This is a genomic window from Escherichia sp. E10V10 (assembly GCF_004211985.1).
GTDB lineage: Bacteria > Pseudomonadota > Gammaproteobacteria > Enterobacterales > Enterobacteriaceae > Escherichia.
The window spans coordinates 1-20,597 of sequence record NZ_RHJO01000018.1 but is presented as its reverse complement, the minus strand read 5'-3'; the positions used below and the strand labels follow the sequence as shown (position 1 = coordinate 20,597).

Here is a 20,597-nt window from a genome sequence, read left to right as displayed (position 1 = left end):
CTAAGGGTTATTTGTTGTCTTTGCCGACGTGCAGAATGGCAAGGAACGCTTCCTGCGGCAGCTCAACGTTACCGATCTGCTTCATACGTTTCTTACCTTCTTTCTGTTTCTGCAGCAGCTTTTTCTTACGGCTGATATCACCACCATAGCATTTAGCCAGTACGTTTTTACGCAGCTGCTTCACGGTAGAACGCGCAATGATGTGCGTTCCAATCGCTGCCTGAATAGCGATATCAAACTGCTGGCGTGGGATCAGATCTTTCATCTTCTCCACCAGCTCGCGACCACGGTTTTGCGAATTATCACGGTGGGTGATCAATGCCAGCGCATCAACACGTTCACCGTTGATTAAGACGTCAACACGCACCATGTCAGAAGCCTGGAAGCGTTTGAAGTTGTAATCCAAAGACGCATAACCACGCGAGGTAGATTTCAGTCGGTCGAAGAAATCAAGCACCACTTCCGCCATCGGGATCTCGTAGGTCAGCGCTACCTGGTTTCCGTGATAGACCATGTTGGTCTGTACACCGCGTTTTTCCACGCACAGGGTAATGACGTTACCGAGATACGCTTGCGGCAGCAGCATGTGACACTCTGCAATCGGCTCGCGCAGTTCGTAGATGTTATTTACCGCTGGCAGCTTGGATGGGCTGTCGACGTAGATAACTTCTTTTGCCGTAGTTTCAACTTCATACACTACTGTCGGTGCTGTGGTAATCAGGTCAAGATCGTATTCACGTTCCAGACGTTCCTGAATGATCTCCATGTGCAACAGGCCGAGGAAGCCGCAGCGGAAACCAAAGCCCAGCGCAGTTGAGCTTTCTGGCTCATAGAACAGTGAAGCGTCGTTCAGGCTGAGTTTGCCCAACGCGTCACGGAAGGCTTCATAGTCGTCGGAACTTACCGGGAACAGACCGGCATATACCTGCGGTTTAACTTTCTTAAACCCAGGCAACGCTTTTTCTGCCGGATTACGCGCCAGCGTTAAGGTATCGCCTACCGGTGCACCGTGGATGTCTTTGATCGCACACACCAGCCAGCCTACTTCGCCGCATTTCAGTTCAGTACGATCAACCTGTTTCGGCGTGAAGATCCCCAGGCGGTCGGCGTTATAGGTCTGCCCGGTGCTCATAACTTTCACTTTGTCGCCCTTACGCAGGGTGCCGTTTTTAATACGGATAAGTGAAACCACGCCCAGGTAGTTATCGAACCAGGAATCGATAATCAGCGCCTGTAGCGGACCTTCTGGATCGCCTTCCGGCGGCGGAATGTCACGCACCAGACGTTCGAGAACATCCTGCACGCCAACGCCGGTTTTCGCGGAGCAGCGCACCGCATCGGTGGCGTCGATACCAACAATATCTTCAATTTCTTCCGCCACGCGTTCAGGATCGGCTGCCGGCAGGTCAATCTTGTTCAGTACCGGCACCACTTCGAGATCCATCTCCATCGCGGTGTAGCAGTTCGCCAGAGTTTGCGCTTCTACGCCCTGCCCGGCGTCGACCACCAGCAATGCACCTTCACAGGCAGCCAGCGAACGGGAAACTTCATAGGAGAAGTCTACGTGGCCCGGGGTGTCGATAAAGTTAAGCTGATAGGTTTCACCGTCAGACGCTTTGTAGTCCAGCGTCACGCTTTGCGCTTTGATGGTAATGCCACGCTCACGCTCAAGATCCATGGAATCGAGAACCTGCGCCTCCATTTCACGGTCAGACAGGCCACCGCAGATCTGGATAATACGGTCAGACAGCGTCGATTTACCGTGGTCAATGTGAGCTATGATCGAAAAGTTACGTATATTCTTCATAAAGTATGATTATTGTGCCTTAACGCCCGGTTAACCAGGCTTTTAGAAGTCGCTGTTCTGAGCTTAACGTCTGTATTAATAGAAAGGCCGCATTCTACACTACAACATTGAGGCGAGGAAATGTTCATACCGTATGGATTGTGGTATCTGGAAACGTCCTCGCATTTGTTATGCAAAATGCAACAAAGCCAGTGAAATCACTGGCTCGCGTCTTCCGAAGATGTTTCAAACCGCACAAGGCCTGGCGGCAATGCCACGCTTAAGATGATCGGTTGCCATTCAGCCCGGGCAGCAAACTTTCGCGAGTAGCCGCGCGCAATCAGGAATCCACCAACGCCACCAAGAATTGCGCCGCATAACGCCGCGATGTCTGAAGCAAAGAGTAGCTGAAATAACGAGGCAACAAGGAATAATCCCAACAGTGGCGACATATAAACCAGTAATGCGGAACTAAGCAGGCTACCTTCAGCGATTCCTAATTCCACTTTTTGCCCCGGCACTAACGGCTCATCACAGGGTACGACGATGGTATGTGTGGTTTGCGGACCAAGTTTATTCAACACGCGACTGCCGCAGCCAGCGCGGGAAGCGCAGCTGCTGCATGAGGCTTTGACATCACAACTGACCAGCGCCTGCCCGTTTTGCCAGGAGACGACGGTAGCCCACTCTTTGATCATTGCGCGGCCCCGAACTTAATGTTCTCGGCAATGCGTTTCGCCGTTTGCGGCGGTAGTTCACCAACAATAGTGATTTCCGCGTTGTCACGTATGCTGGTGCTGACTGTCCGGCGTCCGGTACGCAACATCTGATCGGTGCTCGATGGCGTCGCGCGATTAACGTTTACCGAGAAGCTGAACAAGCCGTCTGAATAGAGACGTGATTCGATGGGCATATTGTCCATCGTGGGCAACGGGCGTCGGCTACTGGAGACTTCGCTAAACCCCTGCGGCAACCAGGTTGGAGTCCAGTTGAATTTGGCTTTTTCACCTACAGGAACAGAAAGCAGTGGCGGCAAGTTCGCCTTCGCCAGCGTCTGCATACTGCTGCTGATATCCTGATTGACGTTAAAAGCAATCACGCGAAATTGTTCCAGCGTTTCACCATCGCGATCAAGGAGATCAACCCGCATCGGTAATTTCGATTCGGTGTCCATCCACACAATGTAGCTGTAGCGTGTGCCATCACGGGCGACTACGCGAATGACTTCGCAAAGACGATCAGCAATACGCGTGCGTCCCACGGAGATAAAGTCGTAGTAAGGAGAAAGGCGTTTGAAATCGGTATAAATGAGCGATGGCAGAGAATCAACAATGTAATCGCCATTAAGCGTGAACGGTTCAAGGCCCGGCTCAAAGTAGCTGATTTCATTGCCGCGCTGTACCACTTCCCGGCGCGGGCCATCCATTTGCAACAGCTGTGCAAGCGGACGGTTATCGAGGCGTGCATGTCGATAACGCAGAGACTCAACACCCTGTTTATTGATGCTGATGAATGACAGCTCGTAATTCAGTGACTGGCTGGCCAGGTTCATCTGCTGTAATAACGCCCCGGACGCGGGAGTGGCCAAGGCGTTAGCAGAGAATAACAGGCTACCTGTCACTAATGACATGGCAAACCAAAGTTGCTTCATTACTGCGATTGCGTTCCTAAAGTTTGAATTCCTGGCACCTGTACAGCGGCTTGCTGTGTTTGTGCCTGCTCAAACTGAAGCTGTTCAGAGTGGAGTCGACGTTGCAGTTCGTAATCCTGCAACATGGCATTAATGCGACGACGCTGCTCCTGTACCTGCTGCTGTTGACCATTGTTTGCGGTCGCTTCAGAAGGTACTCCCAGACTTACCGGACTGGCTTTCCCCATCATCGGCAGAGTATTAAATACCGGTGTTTCGGGCTGCTGGGACGTTTCAGATTGTCCATTATAGTGCTGGACGCCAACGATAACTGCAAGCGATACACATGCCGCTACGCCCATTTGGGTAAGCTGTGCCGCCCATGGACGTACTTTCTGCCAGAATGGCATTTTCTGCCATTGATGCGGCGCAGGCTGGGCCTCTGGGATCAATGTCGTCGGTTGACGAACGGGCTCTTCTTCAATGGCGGCCATCACGCGTGATGAAATATCGAAATGAAGCAACTCAGGAGTATCACCCCGCATAGAGTCACGGATTAAGTGATAGCTTTCCCAGGTTTTCTGCATTTCCGGGTTGTGAGCCAGTTCGTTAAGCAGCTCACTATCCAGCGTTTCGCCATCCATTAAAGCGGAAAGTTGTTCTTTCTGCATGCCTAATACCCTTATCCAGTATCCCGCTATCGTCAACGCCTGATAAGCGGTTGAACTTTGTTATCAATAGCTTCCCTCGCTCGGAAGATACGTGAACGCACCGTACCTACCGGACAATCCATGATAGCGGCTATCTCTTCATAGCTCAGGCCATCCAGCTCCCGCAAGGTTATTGCCATGCGTAAATCTTCCGGGAGGGACTCAATAGTTCGGAAAACTATCTGTCTCAGTTCTTCTGACAACATTAAGTTCTCAGGGTTCGAAATTTCTTTCAGCGCGCCGCCACTTTCGAAGTTTTCTGCTTCAATGGCATCCACATCACTGGAAGGTGGACGACGCCCCTGAGCAACCAGGTAATTTTTCGCTGTATTTACAGCAATCCGATACAGCCATGTATAAAAAGCACTATCTCCCCGGAATGAATCCAGCGCACGATAGGCTTTAATAAAAGCTTCTTGTACCACATCGGGAACATCACCCGACGGCACATAGCGGGAAACCAGGCTCGCCACTTTATGCTGATAGCGCACTACCAGTAAGTTAAAAGCTTTCTGATCTCCCTTCTGGACCCGTTCAACCAGGACCTGGTCCGTTAACTGCTCGCTCATCCGAGGTAAAGTCTCCCCAAACCAAATTTCCACGCGCTATCGAAACGCCACTCCATTAGCTGCAATTTGAGCAAGCAAAACGTTAGAGTGTCTCGTTTTTGTAAAGTTCCGTAACGCATCTGTTTTTGTTTGTCATGCTGTAGACGGCTCATTATCTATCATTATAAGTCTACAGAATCTGAACATCGCATTATCTGTGTAGAAATGCCCATTTAACTGCCTGAAGAGTACCCCAACGGCCTTTTTATTTCACCACCTAATCCTCCGCCGACGAGCAACTTCTCTTTTTTCCACCGCCCAAGCTTTCCCTGTTTAGCCATTGTAACAAATATTAAAATAGCAGGTGTTTAATTACACAATGTGATGCTATGCTGACCAAACCGTGTTTAGTAAATTAAACAAATAAAATGAATACTTTTCCCGAACATTCTTGCGATGTGTTGATTATCGGTAGCGGCGCAGCCGGGCTTTCACTAGCACTACGTCTGGCTGACCAGCATCAGGTCATCGTTCTTAGCAAAGGCCCGGTAACAGAAGGCTCAACATTTTATGCCCAGGGCGGAATCGCCGCCGTGTTTGATGAAACTGACAGCATTGACTCGCATGTAGAAGATACATTAATTGCTGGCGCCGGTATTTGCGATCGCCATGCGGTTGAGTTTGTCGCCAGCAACGCGCGTTCTTGCGTGCAATGGCTAATCGATCAGGGAGTGTTGTTTGATACCCATGTGCAGCCAAATGGCGAAGAAAGCTATCATCTGACTCGTGAAGGTGGGCATAGTCACCGTCGTATTCTTCATGCTGCCGATGCCACCGGTAGAGAAGTAGAAACCACGCTGGTGAGCAAGGCGCAGAACCATCCGAATATTCGAGTGCTGGAACGCAGCAATGCGGTTGATCTGATAGTTTCTGACAAGATTGGTCTGCCTGGAACGCGACGGGTTGTCGGCGCGTGGGTGTGGAACCGTAATAAAGAAACCGTGGAAACTTGCCATGCTAAAGCGGTGGTGCTGGCAACTGGCGGCGCATCGAAGGTTTATCAGTACACCACCAATCCGGATATTTCCTCTGGTGATGGTATTGCCATGGCCTGGCGTGCTGGTTGCCGGGTTGCCAATCTCGAATTTAATCAGTTTCACCCTACCGCGCTGTATCACCCACAGGCACGGAATTTCCTGTTAACGGAAGCCTTACGCGGCGAAGGCGCTTATTTGAAACGCCCGGACGGCACACGTTTTATGCCTGATTTTGATGAGCGCGGCGAACTGGCCCCGCGCGATATTGTCGCCCGCGCCATTGACCATGAGATGAAACGCCTCGGCGCGGATTGTATGTTCCTTGATATCAGCCATAAGCCCGCCGAATTTATTCGCCAGCATTTCCCGATGATCTATGAAAAGTTGCTCGGGTTGGGTATTGACCTCACGAAAGAACCGGTGCCGATTGTGCCTGCTGCGCACTATACCTGCGGCGGCGTAATGGTTGACGATCATGGACGTACGGACGTTGATGGCCTGTATGCCATTGGCGAAGTGAGTTATACGGGCTTACATGGTGCTAACCGCATGGCCTCTAACTCCTTGCTGGAGTGTCTGGTCTATGGCTGGTCGGCAGCGGAAGATATTACAAAACGTATGCCTTATGCGCGTGGCGTCAGTACGTTACCGCCGTGGGATGAAAGCCGTGTTGAGAATCCTGACGAACTGGTGGTGATTCAACATAACTGGCACGAGTTACGCCTGTTTATGTGGGATTACGTCGGCATTGTGCGCACAACAAAACGTCTTGAGCGCGCTCTGCGGCGTATCAATATGTTGCAACAGGAAATAGACGAATATTACGCCCACTTCCGCGTATCAAATAATTTGCTGGAACTGCGTAATCTGGTGCAGGTTGCCGAGTTGATTGTTCGCTGTGCAATGATGCGTAAGGAAAGTCGGGGGTTGCATTTCACGCTGGATTATCCGGAACTGCTCACGCATTCCGGTCCATCGATCCTTTCCCCCGTCAATCATTACATAAATAGATAAAAAGCCTGGGTCAGCGCCGTATACGCTTCGGAATAGTTCTGGTCTGGCCCACGAATGACTAAGCGATCGCAAAAGCACTCCCCCGCCAGTGGGGAGAATGCCAGCAGCACCCGATGCGGCAATCGCGCTTCGTTTTCTGCCACATCCGTTCGCAAACGTAAATGCCACCCCATGCTTAATGCCAGCTCCGTAAAACTATTACCGATTTGCTCTGGCAACACCACGCAGAAAAATCCCTCTTCGGTAATGCACTCTGCCGCGCAAGTCAGCAAGGATTGATGATCCAGCGTGGTGGTATAGCGCGCCTGTTCCCGCTGCGGTGTCGCACACTCCACTCCCTGCTGATAATACGGCGGGTTGCTGATGATTAAATCGAAGCGTGCTGTCTGCTGTGTGATCCACTGCTGAATATCTGCCGTATGGACATTAATCCGCTCTGCCCACGGAGACTGGTTAATATTCTCCTGCGCCTGAGCTGCAGCTTCACTTTCCAGTTCAACTGCATCAATCATCACGCTGTCATCGGTTCGCTGCGCCAGCATCAGTGCCAACAACCCGCTACCAGTGCCGATATCAAGGCAGCGTTTTACCCCTGCCACCGGAGCCCATGCGCCAAGCAAAATTCCATCCGTTCCCACTTTCATCGCACATCGTTCGTGGCCGACAAAAAACTGTTTAAAAGTAAATCCATTACGACGAAGCACGGATGTAGACTGTGACATGTAAATAAAACCTTGCTGAAAAAACGGCGATAGCACCGGGTAAGAACAATACCTGAGAAGCGATATCCATACAAACAGATGAAGATTGCAGCCGTAACGTCTATAATCAGCGCCCCACACAGAGGTAGAACATGACTGTAACGACTTTTTCCGAACTTGAACTCGACGAAAGCCTGCTGGAAGCCCTCCAGGATAAAGGTTTCACTCGCCCGACCGCCATTCAGGCTGCCGCCATTCCGCCTGCGCTCGATGGCCGTGATGTACTCGGTTCTGCGCCGACAGGCACCGGTAAAACGGCGGCGTATCTGCTGCCAGCGTTGCAGCACCTGCTCGATTTCCCACGTAAGAAATCCGGTCCGCCGCGTATTTTGATCCTCACCCCAACTCGCGAGCTGGCGATGCAGGTGGCCGATCATGCCCGCGAACTGGCGAAACATACGCATCTGGATATCGCCACTATCACCGGCGGCGTGGCCTATATGAACCACGCAGAAGTTTTCAGCGAAAACCAGGACATCGTGGTCGCCACGACCGGACGTCTGCTGCAATACATAAAAGAAGAGAACTTCGATTGCCGCGCAGTTGAAACGCTGATCCTCGACGAAGCTGACCGGATGCTGGATATGGGCTTCGCTCAGGATATCGAGCATATTGCTGGCGAAACGCGCTGGCGTAAACAGACCCTGCTCTTTTCCGCAACGCTGGAAGGCGATGCGATTCAGGATTTTGCCGAGCGTCTGCTGGAAGATCCGGTGGAAGTTTCTGCGAATCCGTCTACCCGTGAGCGCAAAAAAATTCATCAGTGGTATTACCGCGCCGATGATCTTGAGCATAAAACCGCATTGCTGGTGCATCTGTTAAAACAGCCTGAAGCGACTCGCTCAATCGTATTTGTGCGTAAGCGTGAGCGTGTGCATGAGCTGGCAAACTGGTTGCGCGAAGCAGGCATCAACAACTGCTATCTCGAAGGTGAGATGGTACAAGGCAAGCGTAATGAAGCGATTAAACGCCTGACCGAAGGTCGCGTTAACGTGCTGGTTGCAACCGACGTTGCCGCACGCGGTATTGACATTCCTGATGTCAGCCACGTCTTTAACTTCGATATGCCGCGCAGTGGCGATACTTATTTGCACCGTATCGGGCGTACCGCGCGCGCCGGTCGTAAAGGCACCGCAATTTCGCTGGTGGAAGCTCATGACCATCTGCTGCTGGGCAAAGTTGGCCGTTACATTGAAGAGCCGATTAAAGCTCGCGTAATTGATGAGTTACGCCCGAAAACGCGTGCGCCAAGCGAGAAGCAGACCGGCAAGCCATCGAAGAAAGTACTGGCAAAACGCGCCGAGAAGAAAAAAGCTAAAGAGAAAGAGAAGCCGCGGGTGAAAAAACGCCATCGCGATACCAAAAATATAGGTAAGCGCCGTAAACCAAGCGGAACGGGCGTGCCACCGCAAACAACAGAAGAGTAATCATAATGCCGGGTTTAAGTCCGGCATTTTTTTATCCAGCCACAAAACACTCTTCAACACACTGAATAAAAGTGTGCATCGCCGGGCTAACCGCTTTTCCAGCATGGTGTGCGCACATTGCCGTAATGGTCTGCGACTGTTCGCCAAAAGGCAATTCAATTAATTCTCCGCTCTCAAGCTCTTTTGCCACCGCAAAGCGGGGCAAGTAACTGACACCGATATTCGCCGCGACACAACGTTTGATGCTTTCGATACTTATAAGCTCAATGGTGTTTTCCACCGTGATCCGCCGCTGGCGCAGCGTGCTCTCAAATATCTGCCGGAAGACACATTGCGGTTCGTTGATAATAAAGCTACAGGCGTTATGTCTTCCCGACTCAGTAAAATCGACATCTGCAATTTGCGGTGAAGCCACCAGCACCAGCGATTGTTCACCCAACTCACGTCGGTTCAGTGCATCATCATTCCCTACGCGATAAAAGATGCCGACGTCTGCCTCATCATTCAGTAGTGCATCACGAATAACGTAACAGTTCAGTGACTGCAATGATAAACGCACTTTTGGTGCGCGTTGCCGAAAACGCTGCAACACCTGCGGCATTCGGTAAGAGAGCAACGTTTCGCCCGAAACAACGCGTAGTTCTCCGTCCGGATCCGACTCTTTTTTGGCAGCTTCGCGAAGTGTATCCATCACTCTGGTGAGTTCATAGATGTGCGGAAGCAGCTTTTTGCCTTCGCGAGTGAGGCACATCCGTCGACCAATTTTCTCAAACAACTGGACCGAGAACTCCTGTTCAAGCTGCTGAATATGAAAAGTCACCGTCGACTGTGTGCAACACAATTTTTGCGAAGCTCGCAAAAAAGAACCCTCTTCCACCACGGTTTTTAGGGTAATAAAACGGCGCAGATCCATAATCCCAAACCTATCGAAAATATCGAATTTAGAATGTGAAAACATTCATTTTTTTAAATGTTTTGTGTCGGGTACTGTCTACCAAAACAGAGGAGATAACAAGTGACACCGACCCTTTTAAGTGCTTTTTGGACCTACACCCTGATTACTGCCCTCACGCCAGGACCAAACAATATTCTCGCCCTTAGTTCTGCCACGTCGCATGGGTTTCGTCAGAGTACCCGCGTACTGGCGGGGATGAGTCTGGGATTTTTAATCGTCATGCTACTGTGCGCGGGAATTTCGTTTTCACTGGCTGTTATTGACCCGGCAGCAGTGCATCTGTTGAGTTGGGCGGGGGCGGCATATATTGTCTGGCTGGCGTGGAAAATCGCTACCAGCCCAACAAAGGAAGACGGGCTTCAGGCAAAACCGATCAGCTTTTGGGCAAGCTTTGCGCTACAGTTTGTGAACGTCAAAATCATTTTGTACGGCATTACGGCACTATCGACGTTTGTCCTGCCGCAAACGCAGGCGTTAAGTTGGGTGGTTGGCGTCAGCGTTTTGCTGGCAATGATTGGGACGTTTGGCAATGTGTGCTGGGCGCTGGCGGGGCATCTGTTTCAGCGATTGTTTCGCCAGTATGGTCGCCAGTTAAATATCGTGCTTGCACTGTTGCTGGTCTATTGCGCGGTACGCATTTTCTATTAATGAAAAAAAGCGGAAGAGGTCGCCCTCTTCCGCTTAGTAACTTGCTACTTAAGCCTTACAGGCTTTCAGTAAAGGTACGAGCGATAACGTCGCGCTGCTGTTCCGGAGTCAGAGAGTTAAAGCGAACTGCATAACCGGATACACGGATGGTCAGCTGCGGATATTTTTCCGGATGCTTAACTGCATCTTCCAGAGTTTCACGACGCAGAACGTTTACGTTCAGGTGCTGACCACCTTCTACGCGAACTTCTGGTTTAACTTCTACTGGAACTTCACGGTACTCAATGTCACCCAGTTTGCTTACTGCAACCACTTCGTCTTCTGCAAAACCTGCTTTCGCAACGATGCAACGCGCTTCGCCTTTTTCGCTGTCCAGCAGCCAGAAAGAGTTCAGCAGATCGTCGTTAGCGGCTTTAGTAATCTGGATACCTGTAATCATGTGATGCCTCCCCGGCAAAATTATTTGATTTGTTCAGCCTGTCGCGGCCAATTGGTAAAACCATTGTTGCTTGAGTGTATATATACTCCTCAAAGACCCCTGATTCTTTGATTTAAATCAATAAAAAACACACACAAAGTGTAGCGACAAGTGGATTTTATTGTTTTACATCAACTTATGCGGGTGTGAAATTTTACCAATTTACATTTTTTTACAGTCGATTATGTCTATAAAATGAGCTTGATTTTGTTCTGTAGAAAGAAGCAGTTAAGCTAGGCGGATTGAAGATTCGCAGGAGAGCGAGATGGCTAACGAATTAACCTGGCATGACGTGCTGGCTGAAGAGAAGCGACAACCCTATTTTCTTAATACCCTTCAGACCGTCGCCAGCGAGCGGCAATCCGGCATCACTATCTATCCGCCGCAAAAAGATGTCTTTAACGCCTTTCGTTTTACCGAGTTAGGCGATGTCAAAGTTGTGATTCTCGGCCAGGATCCTTATCACGGCCCCGGACAGGCTCACGGCCTGGCGTTTTCTGTTCGCCCCGGTATCCCCACTCCGCCATCATTACTGAATATGTATAAAGAGCTGGAAAACACCGTTCCAGGCTTTACCCGCCCGGCGCATGGCTATCTCGAAAGCTGGGCGCGTCAGGGCGTTCTGCTGCTCAATACCGTATTGACGGTACGCGCAGGTCAGGCGCATTCCCACGCCAGCCTCGGTTGGGAGACGTTTACTGATAAAGTCATCAGCCTCATAAATCAGCATCGCGAAGGCGTTGTGTTTTTGTTGTGGGGATCTCATGCGCAAAAGAAAGGGGCGATTATAGATAAGCAACGCCATCACGTACTTAAAGCACCGCATCCGTCACCGCTTTCTGCGCATCGTGGATTCTTTGGCTGTAACCATTTTGTGCTGGCAAATCAGTGGCTGGAACAACGTGGCGAGACGCCGATTGACTGGATGCCAGTATTACCGGCAGAGAGTGAGTAAATTTGCGGGAAAATGCCGGATGGCAGAGTTGCCACCCGGCTGATTTATCAGGCTTTATTCTGACGCCACCATTCGCCAAGCAGAACGCCAGTTGCGACAGAAATATTCAGTCCAGCAACGTTGCCAGTACCGTCAATCTTCACGCGCAAATCGTTCGGATCGCGTGCGGCATCCGGTAACCCTTCATATTCCTGCCCCAGCACCAGCACCATTTTTTCTGGCAGACTGGTTTTGAACAGCGGTTTACCTTGCTCGCTGGAAGTGGTCACCACGGTGTAGCCCGCCTGACGGAAATCATCCAACACGTCAACAATGTTGTCGCCAGTAATCGGCTGAACGTGCTCTGCGCCGCCTTCTGCGGTACGGATAGCCGCACCAGACTCCAGCAGTGCCGCATCCTGCACCACAACGCCTTTCACGCCGAAGTGCGCGCAGCTACGCATCATGCCACCCAGGTTATGCGGGTTAGATTCGTTTTCCAGCGCCAGTACACAATCCTGCGCACCTGCCTGGCTTACCCACTGCTGCACGGTTGTACCGTTACGCTTTTTGATCAGGAAGCACACGCCGCCGTGATGTTCCGTGCCTGACGCTTTTGTCAGTTCCGCTTCATCCACCACATGGTACGCTTTGCGGTTTGCCGCCATCCAGCGCAAGGCTTCTTTAAAACGTGGCGTTACGCTCTGGATAAACCAAGCGCGAACAATAGCTTCCGGACGGCTCTGGAACAGTGCCTGACATGCGTTTTCGCCGTAGACGCGGGTTTCTTCCGCACGCTGACGACGCAACACTTCCGGATCAATAAAACTTTTACCACTGATGCCACCGTGATCGGCCTTTTCCGGCGCATCATCACCAGGCGCGCGGGAAACTGTGCGCCACGGCGACTCTTCCCACTTGCGGTCACGGGGCTGACTCTGTTTGTCATCGCGGGCGGGGCGACGGCCACCGTCGGCACGAGATTTTCCTGGACGCCCGCCCCCTTTCCCGGTACGCGGGTTATGGGTACGTTTATCAGAATCATCATCACTGCGGACATACATCACTTTGACCTTGCCGCTTTTACCTTTCATTTCATCGTTCATGCTTTTCTCCACCAGCGCTGCGCGAAGCGCGCAGATTACCCGAAGTGCGCGCGGTTCGCCATGATTTCGTTCCAAAGCCTGCGTCTATCATACCCATTGAATAAAACAGATTGTTGTCTGGAACAATGTCCCCGATAATATGTAACATATTAGAAACATACCGGCGTCGTTGCCGATAAGTCTCCTTACTCATCCCGAGGTTAGTTATGAATACCGTTTGTACCCATTGTCAGGCCATCAATCGCATTCCCGACGATCGGATCGAAGATGCGGCAAAATGCGGACGCTGCGGTCACGACTTGTTTGACGGAGAGGTGATTAATGCGACCGGTGAAACGCTCGACAAATTGCTGAAAGATGATCTACCTGTGGTGATCGACTTCTGGGCGCCGTGGTGCGGCCCCTGCCGTAACTTCGCGCCAATTTTTGAAGATGTTGCGCAAGAGCGTAGCGGTAAAGTGCGCTTTGTGAAAGTGAATACCGAAGCTGAACGTGAATTAAGCAGCCGCTTTGGTATTCGCAGTATTCCGACGATCATGATTTTCAAAAACGGTCAGGTCGTCGACATGCTTAATGGCGCAGTGCCGAAAGCGCCGTTCGATAGCTGGTTGAACGAATCTCTTTAATCTTACCGGGGCGCATCTTGTGCCCCGTTTTCTCCTCTGCGACAATGGCGTTTTTTCGACGCTCTCTTATGACCGAAAACGCTGTTCTCCAGTTACGCGCCGAACGTATTGCGCGCGCAACACGTCCTTTTCTTGCCCGCGGTAATCGCGTTCGTCGCTGCCAACGCTGTCTTTTGCCAGAGAAATTATGTCTCTGTTCGACAATCACGCCAGCGGAAGCAAAAAGTCGCTTCTGTTTGCTGATGTTCGACACCGAGCCAATGAAGCCAAGTAACACCGGGCGTCTGATTGCTGATATTTTGCCTGATACCGTTGCGTTTCAATGGTCGCGTACCGAACCCTCGCAAGATTTGCTGGATCTGGTACAAAACCCGAACTATCAGCCAATGGTGGTCTTTCCCGCCTCATATGCTGATGAGCAACGGGAAGTGATCTTCACCCCGCCTTCCGGTAAGCCACCGCTGTTTATCATGCTCGATGGCACCTGGCCGGAAGCGCGCAAGATGTTTCGTAAAAGTCCGTATCTGGATAATCTCCCCGTCATTTCCGTCGATCTTTCCCGGCTTTCTGCCTATCGCCTGCGTGAAGCCCAGGCTGAAGGCCAATATTGTACCGCTGAAGTGGCTATCGCACTTTTAGATATGGCGGGCGATACCGGGGCTGCGGCCAGCTTAGGCGAGCATTTCACTCGCTTTAAAACACGCTATCTGGTAGGAAAAACGCAACATCTGGGTAGCATCACAGCAGAACAGTTAGAAAGCGTTTAAAATCATTCGGTCACTTCTGCGGGAGACCGGTATGAGTCAGCGAGGACTGGAAGCACTACTGCGACCAAAATCGATTGCGGTAATTGGCGCATCGATGAAACCCAATCGCGCAGGTTACCTGATGATGCGTAACCTGCTGGCGGGAGGCTTTAACGGACCGGTGTTACCGGTGACGCCGGCCTGGAAAGCGGTACAAGGCGTACTGGCCTGGCCGGATATCGCCAGTCTGCCCTTTACGCCCGACCTTGCTGTGCTGTGTACCAATGCCAGCCGCAATCTGGCGCTTCTGGAAGAACTCGGCGAAAAAGGCTGTAAAACCTGCATTATTCTTTCTGCCCCGGCATCGCAACACGAAGATCTCCGAGCCTGCGCCCAGCGTCATAACATGCGCCTGCTTGGACCAAACAGTCTGGGATTACTGGCGCCGTGGCAAGGTCTGAATGCCAGCTTTTCGCCCGTACCAATTAAGCGCGGCAAGCTGGCGTTTATTTCGCAATCGGCTGCCGTCTCCAACACCATCCTCGACTGGGCGCAACAGCGTGAGATGGGGTTTTCCTACTTTATTGCGCTCGGCGACAGCCTGGATATCGACGTTGATGAATTGCTCGACTATCTGGCGCGCGACAGTAAAACCAGCGCCATCCTGCTCTATCTCGAACAGTTAAGCGACGCGCGACGCTTTGTTTCGGCGGCCCGTAGTGCGTCGCGTAATAAACCGATTCTGGTAATTAAAAGCGGACGTAGCCCGGCAGCACAGCGACTGCTCAACACGACGGCAGGAATGGACCCGGCATGGGATGCAGCTATTCAGCGTGCCGGTTTATTACGAGTGCAGGACACTCACGAACTGTTTTCGGCAGTGGAAACCCTTAGCCATATGCGCCCATTGCGTGGTGACCGACTGATGATTATCAGCAACGGTGCAGCGCCCGCTGCGCTGGCGCTGGATGCCTTATGGTCACGCAATGGCAAGCTGGCAACGCTAAGCGAAGAAACCTCTCAGAAACTACGCAATGCGCTGCCAGAACATGTAGTAATCTCTAACCCGCTCGATCTGCGCGATGACGCCAGCAGTGAGCAATATATTAAAACGCTGGATATTCTGCTCCACAGCCAGGATTTTGATGCGCTGATGGTTATTCATTCGCCCAGTGCTGCTGCTCCCGCCACAGAAAGCGCACTGGCATTAATTGAAGCGGTAAAGCATCACCCTCGCAGCAAGTATGTCTCTCTGCTGACGAACTGGTGCGGCGAACACTCCTCGCAAGAGGCACGACGATTATTCAGCGAAGCCGGGCTGCCGACCTACCGCACCCCGGAAGGAACCATCACCGCTTTTATGCACATGGTGGAGTACCGACGTAACCAGAAGCAACTACGCGAAACGCCGGCACTGCCCAGCAATCTGACCTCTAATACCGCAGAAGCGCATCTTCTGTTGCAACAGGCGATTGCCGAAGGGGCAACGTCACTCGATACCCATGAAGTACAGCCAATCCTGCAAGCGTATGGCATGAACACGCTTCCCACCTGGATTGCCAGCGATAGTACCGAAGCGGTGCATATTGCTGAACAGATTGGTTATCCGGTGGCGCTAAAATTACGCTCGCCGGATATTCCACATAAATCGGAAGTTCAGGGCGTCATGCTCTACCTGCGTACAGCCAATGAAGTCCAGCAAGCCGCGAACGCTATTTTCGATCGCGTAAAAATGGCCTGGCCGCAGGCGCAGATCCACGGTCTGCTGGTGCAAAGTATGGCTAACCGTGCTGGCGCCCAGGAGTTGCGGGTAGTGGTCGAGCAGGATCCCGTTTTCGGACCGTTGATCATGCTTGGTGAAGGCGGTGTGGAGTGGCGTCCAGAAGATCAAGCCGTCGTCGCATTACCGCCGCTGAACATGAACCTGGCCCGTTATCTGGTCATTCAGGGAATAAAAAGTAAAAAGATTCGTGCGCGCAGTGCACTGCGTCCATTGGATGTTACAGGCTTGAGCCAGCTTCTGGTGCAGGTTTCCAACTTGATTGTCGATTGCCCGGAAATTCAGCGTCTGGATATTCATCCTTTGCTGGCTTCTGGCAGTGAATTTACCGCGCTGGATGTCACGCTGGATATCGCGCCGTTTGAAGGCGATAGCGAGAGTCGGCTGGCAGTGCGCCCGTACCCACATCAGCTGGAAGAGTGGGTGGAATTGAAAAACGGCGAACGCTGCTTGTTCCGCCCGATTTTGCCAGAAGATGAGCCACAGCTTCAGCAATTCATTTCACGAGTCACTAAAGAAGATCTTTATTATCGCTACTTTAGCGAGATCAACGAATTCACCCATGAAGATTTAGCTAACATGACGCAGATCGACTACGATCGGGAAATGGCATTTGTAGCGGTACGACGAATTGATCAAACGGAAGAGATCCTCGGCGTCACGCGTGCGATTTCCGATCCTGATAACATCGATGCCGAATTTGCTGTCCTGGTTCGCTCGGATCTCAAAGGGTTAGGCTTAGGTCGACGCTTAATGGAAAAGTTGATTACCTATACGCGAGATCACGGACTGCAACGTCTGAATGGTATTACGATGCCAAACAATCGTGGCATGGTGGCGCTGGCCCGCAAGCTCGGGTTTAACGTCGATATCCAGCTCGAAGAGGGGATCGTTGGGCTTACGCTAAATCTTGCCCAGCGCGAGGAATCATGAGTAAGGTACTGGAAATGTTGACCACTTAATCGGGACTGGTGTTATTATTGCCCGCTTATGTCGTCTGCATTGCACAGAGGACCCTTCAATGAACAGAGAAGAAATGCACTGTGATGTTGTCAAAATTTAAGCGTAATAAACATCAACAACACCTTGCCCAACTACCCAAGATTTCTCAATCAGTTGATGATGTCGATTTCTTTTACGCTCCCGCCGACTTCCGGGAGACGCTGCTGGAAAAAATAGCCAGCGCGAAGCAGCGCATTTGCATTGTCGCCCTGTATCTCGAACAGGATGATGGTGGCAAAGGCATTCTGAGCGCACTATATGAGGCTAAACGGCAGCGTCCGGAACTGGATGTGCGGGTGCTGGTCGACTGGCATCGTGCGCAACGTGGACGCATTGGCGCTGTGGCATCTAACACTAATGCTGACTGGTACTGCCGCATGGCGCAGGAAAATCCGGGCGTAGATGTTCCGGTTTATGGCGTACCCATCAATACCCGTGAAGCCCTGGGCGTTCTGCATTTTAAAGGCTTTATCATCGACGATAGCGTACTTTATAGCGGTGCCAGCCTGAACGATGTTTATTTGCATCAGCACGATAAATACCGTTACGACCGTTACCATCTGATTCGTAACCGCAAGATGTCAGACATTATGTTTGAATGGGTTACGCAGAATATTATGAATGGTCGCGGTGTTAACCGTCTGGATGATGAACATCGCCCAAAAAGCCCGGAAATCAAGAACGACATTCGCCTGTTCCGCCAGGAGTTGCGTGATGCCGCTTATCATTTCCAGGGAGATGCCGACAACGATCAACTTTCCGTTACGCCGTTGGTGGGTCTGGGGAAATCGAGTCTGTTGAACAAGACCATTTTCCATCTGATGCCCTGTGCAGAACAGAAACTGACTATCTGTACGCCATACTTCAACCTACCGGCAATCCTGGTGCGCAATATCATCCAGTTGCTGCGTGAAGGGAAAAAGGTCGAAATTATCGTTGGTGATAAAACCGCGAACGACTTCTACATTCCGGAAGATGAACCATTCAAGATAATTGGCGCGTTGCCTTATCTTTATGAGATTAATTTGCGTCGCTTCCTGAGTCGTTTGCAGTATTACGTCAATACTGACCAGTTAGTGGTCCGTTTGTGGAAAGATGACGATAATACTTATCACCTGAAAGGAATGTGGGTTGATGATAAGTGGATGCTGATAACCGGTAATAACCTGAATCCACGTGCCTGGCGTCTGGATCTGGAAAACGCCATTTTGATCCACGATCCACAACTGGAGCTTGCTCCACAGCGAGAGAAAGAACTGGAGCTGATCCGCGAGCATACCACCATTGTTAAGCACTACCGCGATCTGCAAAGTATTGCCGATTATCCGGTAAAGGTTCGCAAACTTATCCGCCGTTTGCGCCGCATCCGCATCGACCGATTAATTAGCCGTATCCTGTAATCTGAACCCCGTCCTGTACGGGGTTTGTTTTTTGGAGGCCGCGTTGCGTATTCTTTTTATCTGTTTGCTATTGTTACTTTCTGGTTGCAGCCACATGGCTAACGATAGCTGGCAGGGGCAGGATAAAGCCCAACACTTTATCGCCTCGGCGATGCTTTCCGCCGCAGGAAATGAATACGCGCAACATCAGGGGATGAGTCGCGACCGCAGCGCGATGTTCGGGCTGATGTTCTCTGTAGGGCTGGGAGCGTCAAAAGAGCTTTGGGATAGCCGCCCTGAGGGGAGCGGCTGGAGCTGGAAGGATTTTGCCTGGGATATCGCCGGTGCAACTACCGGCTATACCGTCTGGCAAATAGCGCATCACTAAAGACGCATCCCCTTTCCTTTGCGGTGCAGCATCAAAGAAACCAGAAACGCTACCACGGCCATCAATGTCACATACCAGAAGAATGCCGTTTCCATTCCTATCGATTTCAGCGACAACGCTACGTACTCCGCCGAACCACCAAATATAGCATTGGCGACCGCATATGACAGACCAACACCTAATGCGCGAACCTGTGCCGGGAACATCTCAGCCTTCAGTATTCCACTGATTGATGTATAAAAACTCACTATCAGCAGGGCGCACATCACCAGACCAAAAGCGGCATAAGGAGAGGAGACGTTCTGTAATGCTGATAGTATGGGGACGGTAAAAATAGCGGCCAAAGAGCCAAAGCATAACATTGAGGTTCGGCGTCCAATCTTATCTGACAGCGCGCCAATGAGTGGTTGAATAAGCATGAATACAAACAATGCGGCAGTCATAATGCCGCTTGCCACGTTGGCGTGCATTCCCGCAGTATTTACCAGATACTTCTGCATATAAGTGGTGAAGGTATAGAAACAAAGGGAGCCCGCAGCGGTGAAGCCGAGAACCATGATGAATGCACGGCGATTGCGCCATAATCCCTTCATTGAACCCGCTTCTTTTAAAGCGCGCGTTTCTTGTTGCGAAGTTTCATCTAATTGACGGCGTAACCACAATGCTACAACGGCTAACACCGCTCCTAACGCAAAAGGAATGCGCCATCCCCACTCTCTAAGAGCAGAATCTTCCATAGTATGTTGTAGAACAACCACCACCAGTAAGGCCAGCAACTGACCGCCAATTAGCGTGACGTACTGGAACGAAGCATAGAACCCTTTGCGCCCCTCAACAGCAACTTCACTCATATAGGTGGCGCTGGTGCCATATTCTCCACCAACGGATAATCCCTGGAATAAACGCGCGAGAAGCAATAATGCCGGAGCCCAGGTACCGATAGTTTCATAACCTGGGAGGCAGGCGATAACCAGAGATCCGAAACACATCATACACACCGATAACAACATTGATTTTTTACGACCATGTTTATCGGCTATGCGTCCAAATAGCCAGCCACCTATTGGACGCATCAGAAAGCCCGCGGCAAAAACACCGGCTGTTTGCAGTAACTGAGTGGTAGTGTTACCAGAAGGGAAGAAGATGTGGGCGAAGTAGAGAGAACAGAATGAGTAGACATAAAAATCGAACCACTCGACCAGATTACCTGAAGAGGCCCCTACTATTGCCCAGATGCGGCGACGAGTATCACTACTTGTCAGTTTGCCGTCTGCCGTTACAGTGCTTTCTGCCATGCCAATATTTCTCCTGCCATAATCCGATGCTTTTGTCGGCCAATGTTGTTTATTATTTAGTAAGACGAATGTTATACATTTGTTACCGATGTTTATGCAACCATAACTGCGAATTTAGTTAGCATGGGAATGATTATTCTGGATGACCAGGAAGGATTTCAGGTGAGGTTGTCGTATGGAAATGGGCGAGCATCTGGCGTATACAAGGGAATGATAGGTTTTTTATTTCTTAGTCAGAACCACATCAGGTGGTTTTTACTGCCTACGCTATTCCGGACGGACGACAGATAAAACAAAAGGCCCAGTCTTCCGACTGAGCCTTTTGTTTTATTTGATGCCTGGCAGTT

Annotated in this window: 20 protein-coding genes; 9 read left to right on the top strand and 11 right to left on the bottom strand. The window is 51.0% G+C overall.

Annotated features, from left to right (window positions below):
- Nucleotides 1–7: 7 nt before the first annotated feature.
- From lepA to rseD, 6 genes are all read right to left on the bottom strand, one after another.
- Entirely contained in the window at nucleotides 8–1,807 is a 1,800-nt protein-coding gene (gene lepA / locus D9736_RS17800) for a translation elongation factor 4 (protein ID WP_000790173.1), read from the bottom strand.
- Between the two features lie 197 nt (nucleotides 1,808–2,004).
- Nucleotides 2,005–2,484, bottom strand: a complete 480-nt coding sequence (gene rseC / locus D9736_RS17795; protein WP_130214671.1) for a SoxR-reducing system protein RseC — start codon at nucleotides 2,482–2,484, stop codon at nucleotides 2,005–2,007.
- Entirely contained in the window at nucleotides 2,481–3,437 is a 957-nt protein-coding gene (rseB, locus tag D9736_RS17790; RefSeq protein ID WP_130258855.1) for a sigma-E factor regulatory protein RseB, read from the bottom strand. The genes rseC and rseB overlap by 4 nt, the downstream gene beginning before the upstream one ends.
- Nucleotides 3,437–4,087, bottom strand: a complete 651-nt coding sequence (gene rseA / locus D9736_RS17785) for an anti-sigma-E factor RseA (RefSeq protein WP_130214673.1) — start codon at nucleotides 4,085–4,087, stop codon at nucleotides 3,437–3,439. Before rseA ends, rseB begins: the two co-directional genes overlap by 1 nt.
- 32 nt (nucleotides 4,088–4,119) lie before the next feature.
- The gene (gene rpoE / locus D9736_RS17780; RefSeq protein WP_001295364.1) at nucleotides 4,120–4,695 is read right to left on the bottom strand and encodes an RNA polymerase sigma factor RpoE; all 576 of its coding nucleotides are present in this window, start codon (nucleotides 4,693–4,695) and stop codon (nucleotides 4,120–4,122) included.
- The gene (rseD, locus tag D9736_RS17775) at nucleotides 4,692–4,847 is read right to left on the bottom strand and encodes a rpoE leader peptide RseD (RefSeq protein WP_130258854.1); all 156 of its coding nucleotides are present in this window, start codon (nucleotides 4,845–4,847) and stop codon (nucleotides 4,692–4,694) included. The genes rpoE and rseD overlap by 4 nt, the downstream gene beginning before the upstream one ends.
- 255 nt (nucleotides 4,848–5,102) lie before the next feature.
- Here rseD and nadB point away from each other — a divergent pair, with 255 nt between their 5' ends.
- Nucleotides 5,103–6,725, top strand: a complete 1,623-nt coding sequence (gene nadB, locus D9736_RS17770; protein ID WP_130258853.1) for an L-aspartate oxidase — start codon at nucleotides 5,103–5,105, stop codon at nucleotides 6,723–6,725.
- Here the strand turns inward: nadB and trmN are convergent.
- On the bottom strand, nucleotides 6,710–7,447 hold the full coding sequence (gene trmN, locus D9736_RS17765) for a tRNA(1)(Val) (adenine(37)-N(6))-methyltransferase TrmN (RefSeq protein ID WP_130214677.1): 738 nt from the start codon (nucleotides 7,445–7,447) through the stop codon (nucleotides 6,710–6,712). The two genes, nadB and trmN, sit on opposite strands and share 16 nt — an antisense overlap.
- A 131-nt stretch (nucleotides 7,448–7,578) precedes the next feature.
- Between trmN and srmB the strand changes: the two genes are divergently transcribed.
- A complete protein-coding gene (gene srmB / locus D9736_RS17755; protein WP_000219193.1) occupies nucleotides 7,579–8,913 on the top strand; it encodes an ATP-dependent RNA helicase SrmB in 1,335 nt (444 codons plus the stop codon).
- Nucleotides 8,914–8,944: 31 nt separating this feature from the next.
- On the opposite strand, the gene D9736_RS17750 is transcribed toward srmB, so the two are convergent.
- Nucleotides 8,945–9,826, bottom strand: coding sequence for a LysR family transcriptional regulator (locus D9736_RS17750; RefSeq protein WP_130258852.1), 882 nt, complete (start codon nucleotides 9,824–9,826; stop codon nucleotides 8,945–8,947).
- Nucleotides 9,827–9,928: 102 nt separating this feature from the next.
- Between D9736_RS17750 and eamB the strand changes: the two genes are divergently transcribed.
- Nucleotides 9,929–10,516 (top strand): cysteine/O-acetylserine transporter, encoded by a 588-nt coding sequence (eamB, locus tag D9736_RS17745; protein ID WP_130214681.1) that lies wholly within the window; start codon nucleotides 9,929–9,931, stop codon nucleotides 10,514–10,516.
- 55 nt (nucleotides 10,517–10,571) lie between these two features.
- Here eamB and grcA read toward each other — a convergent pair whose 3' ends face one another.
- Nucleotides 10,572–10,955 (bottom strand): autonomous glycyl radical cofactor GrcA, encoded by a 384-nt coding sequence (grcA, locus tag D9736_RS17740; protein ID WP_000627804.1) that lies wholly within the window; start codon nucleotides 10,953–10,955, stop codon nucleotides 10,572–10,574.
- A 304-nt stretch (nucleotides 10,956–11,259) separates the two neighbouring features.
- Here grcA and ung point away from each other — a divergent pair, with 304 nt between their 5' ends.
- Nucleotides 11,260–11,949: a uracil-DNA glycosylase gene (gene ung, locus D9736_RS17735; protein WP_130258851.1), complete on the top strand. Its 690-nt coding sequence runs from the start codon at nucleotides 11,260–11,262 to the stop codon at nucleotides 11,947–11,949.
- A gap of 47 nt (nucleotides 11,950–11,996) precedes the next feature.
- Here ung and D9736_RS17730 read toward each other — a convergent pair whose 3' ends face one another.
- A complete protein-coding gene (locus D9736_RS17730; protein WP_130222059.1) occupies nucleotides 11,997–13,034 on the bottom strand; it encodes a tRNA/rRNA methyltransferase in 1,038 nt (345 codons plus the stop codon).
- 206 nt (nucleotides 13,035–13,240) lie between these two features.
- Between D9736_RS17730 and trxC the strand changes: the two genes are divergently transcribed.
- The 5 genes from trxC to D9736_RS17705 all read left to right on the top strand — a co-directional run bounded on the left by trxC (nucleotide 13,241) and on the right by D9736_RS17705 (nucleotide 18,955).
- The gene (gene trxC / locus D9736_RS17725) at nucleotides 13,241–13,660 is read left to right on the top strand and encodes a thioredoxin TrxC (protein ID WP_001098726.1); all 420 of its coding nucleotides are present in this window, start codon (nucleotides 13,241–13,243) and stop codon (nucleotides 13,658–13,660) included.
- 68 nt (nucleotides 13,661–13,728) lie between these two features.
- A complete protein-coding gene (gene tapT, locus D9736_RS17720) occupies nucleotides 13,729–14,427 on the top strand; it encodes a tRNA-uridine aminocarboxypropyltransferase (protein WP_130258850.1) in 699 nt (232 codons plus the stop codon).
- A gap of 31 nt (nucleotides 14,428–14,458) precedes the next feature.
- Nucleotides 14,459–17,119, top strand: coding sequence for a protein lysine acetyltransferase (gene pat, locus D9736_RS17715; protein ID WP_130258849.1), 2,661 nt, complete (start codon nucleotides 14,459–14,461; stop codon nucleotides 17,117–17,119).
- 113 nt (nucleotides 17,120–17,232) lie between these two features.
- Entirely contained in the window at nucleotides 17,233–18,588 is a 1,356-nt protein-coding gene (gene pssA, locus D9736_RS17710) for a CDP-diacylglycerol--serine O-phosphatidyltransferase (RefSeq protein WP_130258848.1), read from the top strand.
- A 43-nt stretch (nucleotides 18,589–18,631) separates the two neighbouring features.
- Nucleotides 18,632–18,955: a YfiM family lipoprotein gene (locus tag D9736_RS17705; RefSeq protein WP_130214696.1), complete on the top strand. Its 324-nt coding sequence runs from the start codon at nucleotides 18,632–18,634 to the stop codon at nucleotides 18,953–18,955.
- Here the strand turns inward: D9736_RS17705 and kgtP are convergent.
- Nucleotides 18,952–20,250: an alpha-ketoglutarate permease gene (kgtP, locus tag D9736_RS17700; protein ID WP_130214698.1), complete on the bottom strand. Its 1,299-nt coding sequence runs from the start codon at nucleotides 20,248–20,250 to the stop codon at nucleotides 18,952–18,954. The two genes, D9736_RS17705 and kgtP, sit on opposite strands and share 4 nt — an antisense overlap.
- Between the last annotated feature and the right edge of the window lie 347 nt (nucleotides 20,251–20,597).

Excerpts from the sequence above, each read along its gene's own strand:
- lepA (WP_000790173.1), bottom strand. The coding sequence starts at position 1,807 with ATGAAGAATATACGTAACTTTTCGATCATAGCTCACATTGACCACGGT.
- rseC (WP_130214671.1), bottom strand. The coding sequence starts at position 2,484 with ATGATCAAAGAGTGGGCTACCGTCGTCTCCTGGCAAAACGGGCAGGCG.
- rseB (WP_130258855.1), bottom strand. The coding sequence starts at position 3,437 with ATGAAGCAACTTTGGTTTGCCATGTCATTAGTGACAGGTAGCCTGTTA.
- rseA (WP_130214673.1), bottom strand. The coding sequence starts at position 4,087 with ATGCAGAAAGAACAACTTTCCGCTTTAATGGATGGCGAAACGCTGGAT.
- rpoE (WP_001295364.1), bottom strand. The coding sequence starts at position 4,695 with ATGAGCGAGCAGTTAACGGACCAGGTCCTGGTTGAACGGGTCCAGAAG.
- rseD (WP_130258854.1), bottom strand. The coding sequence starts at position 4,847 with ATGAGCCGTCTACAGCATGACAAACAAAAACAGATGCGTTACGGAACT.
- nadB (WP_130258853.1), top strand. The coding sequence starts at position 5,103 with ATGAATACTTTTCCCGAACATTCTTGCGATGTGTTGATTATCGGTAGC.
- trmN (WP_130214677.1), bottom strand. The coding sequence starts at position 7,447 with ATGTCACAGTCTACATCCGTGCTTCGTCGTAATGGATTTACTTTTAAA.
- srmB (WP_000219193.1), top strand. The coding sequence starts at position 7,579 with ATGACTGTAACGACTTTTTCCGAACTTGAACTCGACGAAAGCCTGCTG.
- D9736_RS17750 (WP_130258852.1), bottom strand. The coding sequence starts at position 9,826 with ATGGATCTGCGCCGTTTTATTACCCTAAAAACCGTGGTGGAAGAGGGT.
- grcA (WP_000627804.1), bottom strand. The coding sequence starts at position 10,955 with ATGATTACAGGTATCCAGATTACTAAAGCCGCTAACGACGATCTGCTG.
- ung (WP_130258851.1), top strand. The coding sequence starts at position 11,260 with ATGGCTAACGAATTAACCTGGCATGACGTGCTGGCTGAAGAGAAGCGA.
- D9736_RS17730 (WP_130222059.1), bottom strand. The coding sequence starts at position 13,034 with ATGAACGATGAAATGAAAGGTAAAAGCGGCAAGGTCAAAGTGATGTAT.
- trxC (WP_001098726.1), top strand. The coding sequence starts at position 13,241 with ATGAATACCGTTTGTACCCATTGTCAGGCCATCAATCGCATTCCCGAC.
- tapT (WP_130258850.1), top strand. The coding sequence starts at position 13,729 with ATGACCGAAAACGCTGTTCTCCAGTTACGCGCCGAACGTATTGCGCGC.
- pat (WP_130258849.1), top strand. The coding sequence starts at position 14,459 with ATGAGTCAGCGAGGACTGGAAGCACTACTGCGACCAAAATCGATTGCG.
- pssA (WP_130258848.1), top strand. The coding sequence starts at position 17,233 with ATGTTGTCAAAATTTAAGCGTAATAAACATCAACAACACCTTGCCCAA.
- kgtP (WP_130214698.1), bottom strand. The coding sequence starts at position 20,250 with ATGGCAGAAAGCACTGTAACGGCAGACGGCAAACTGACAAGTAGTGAT.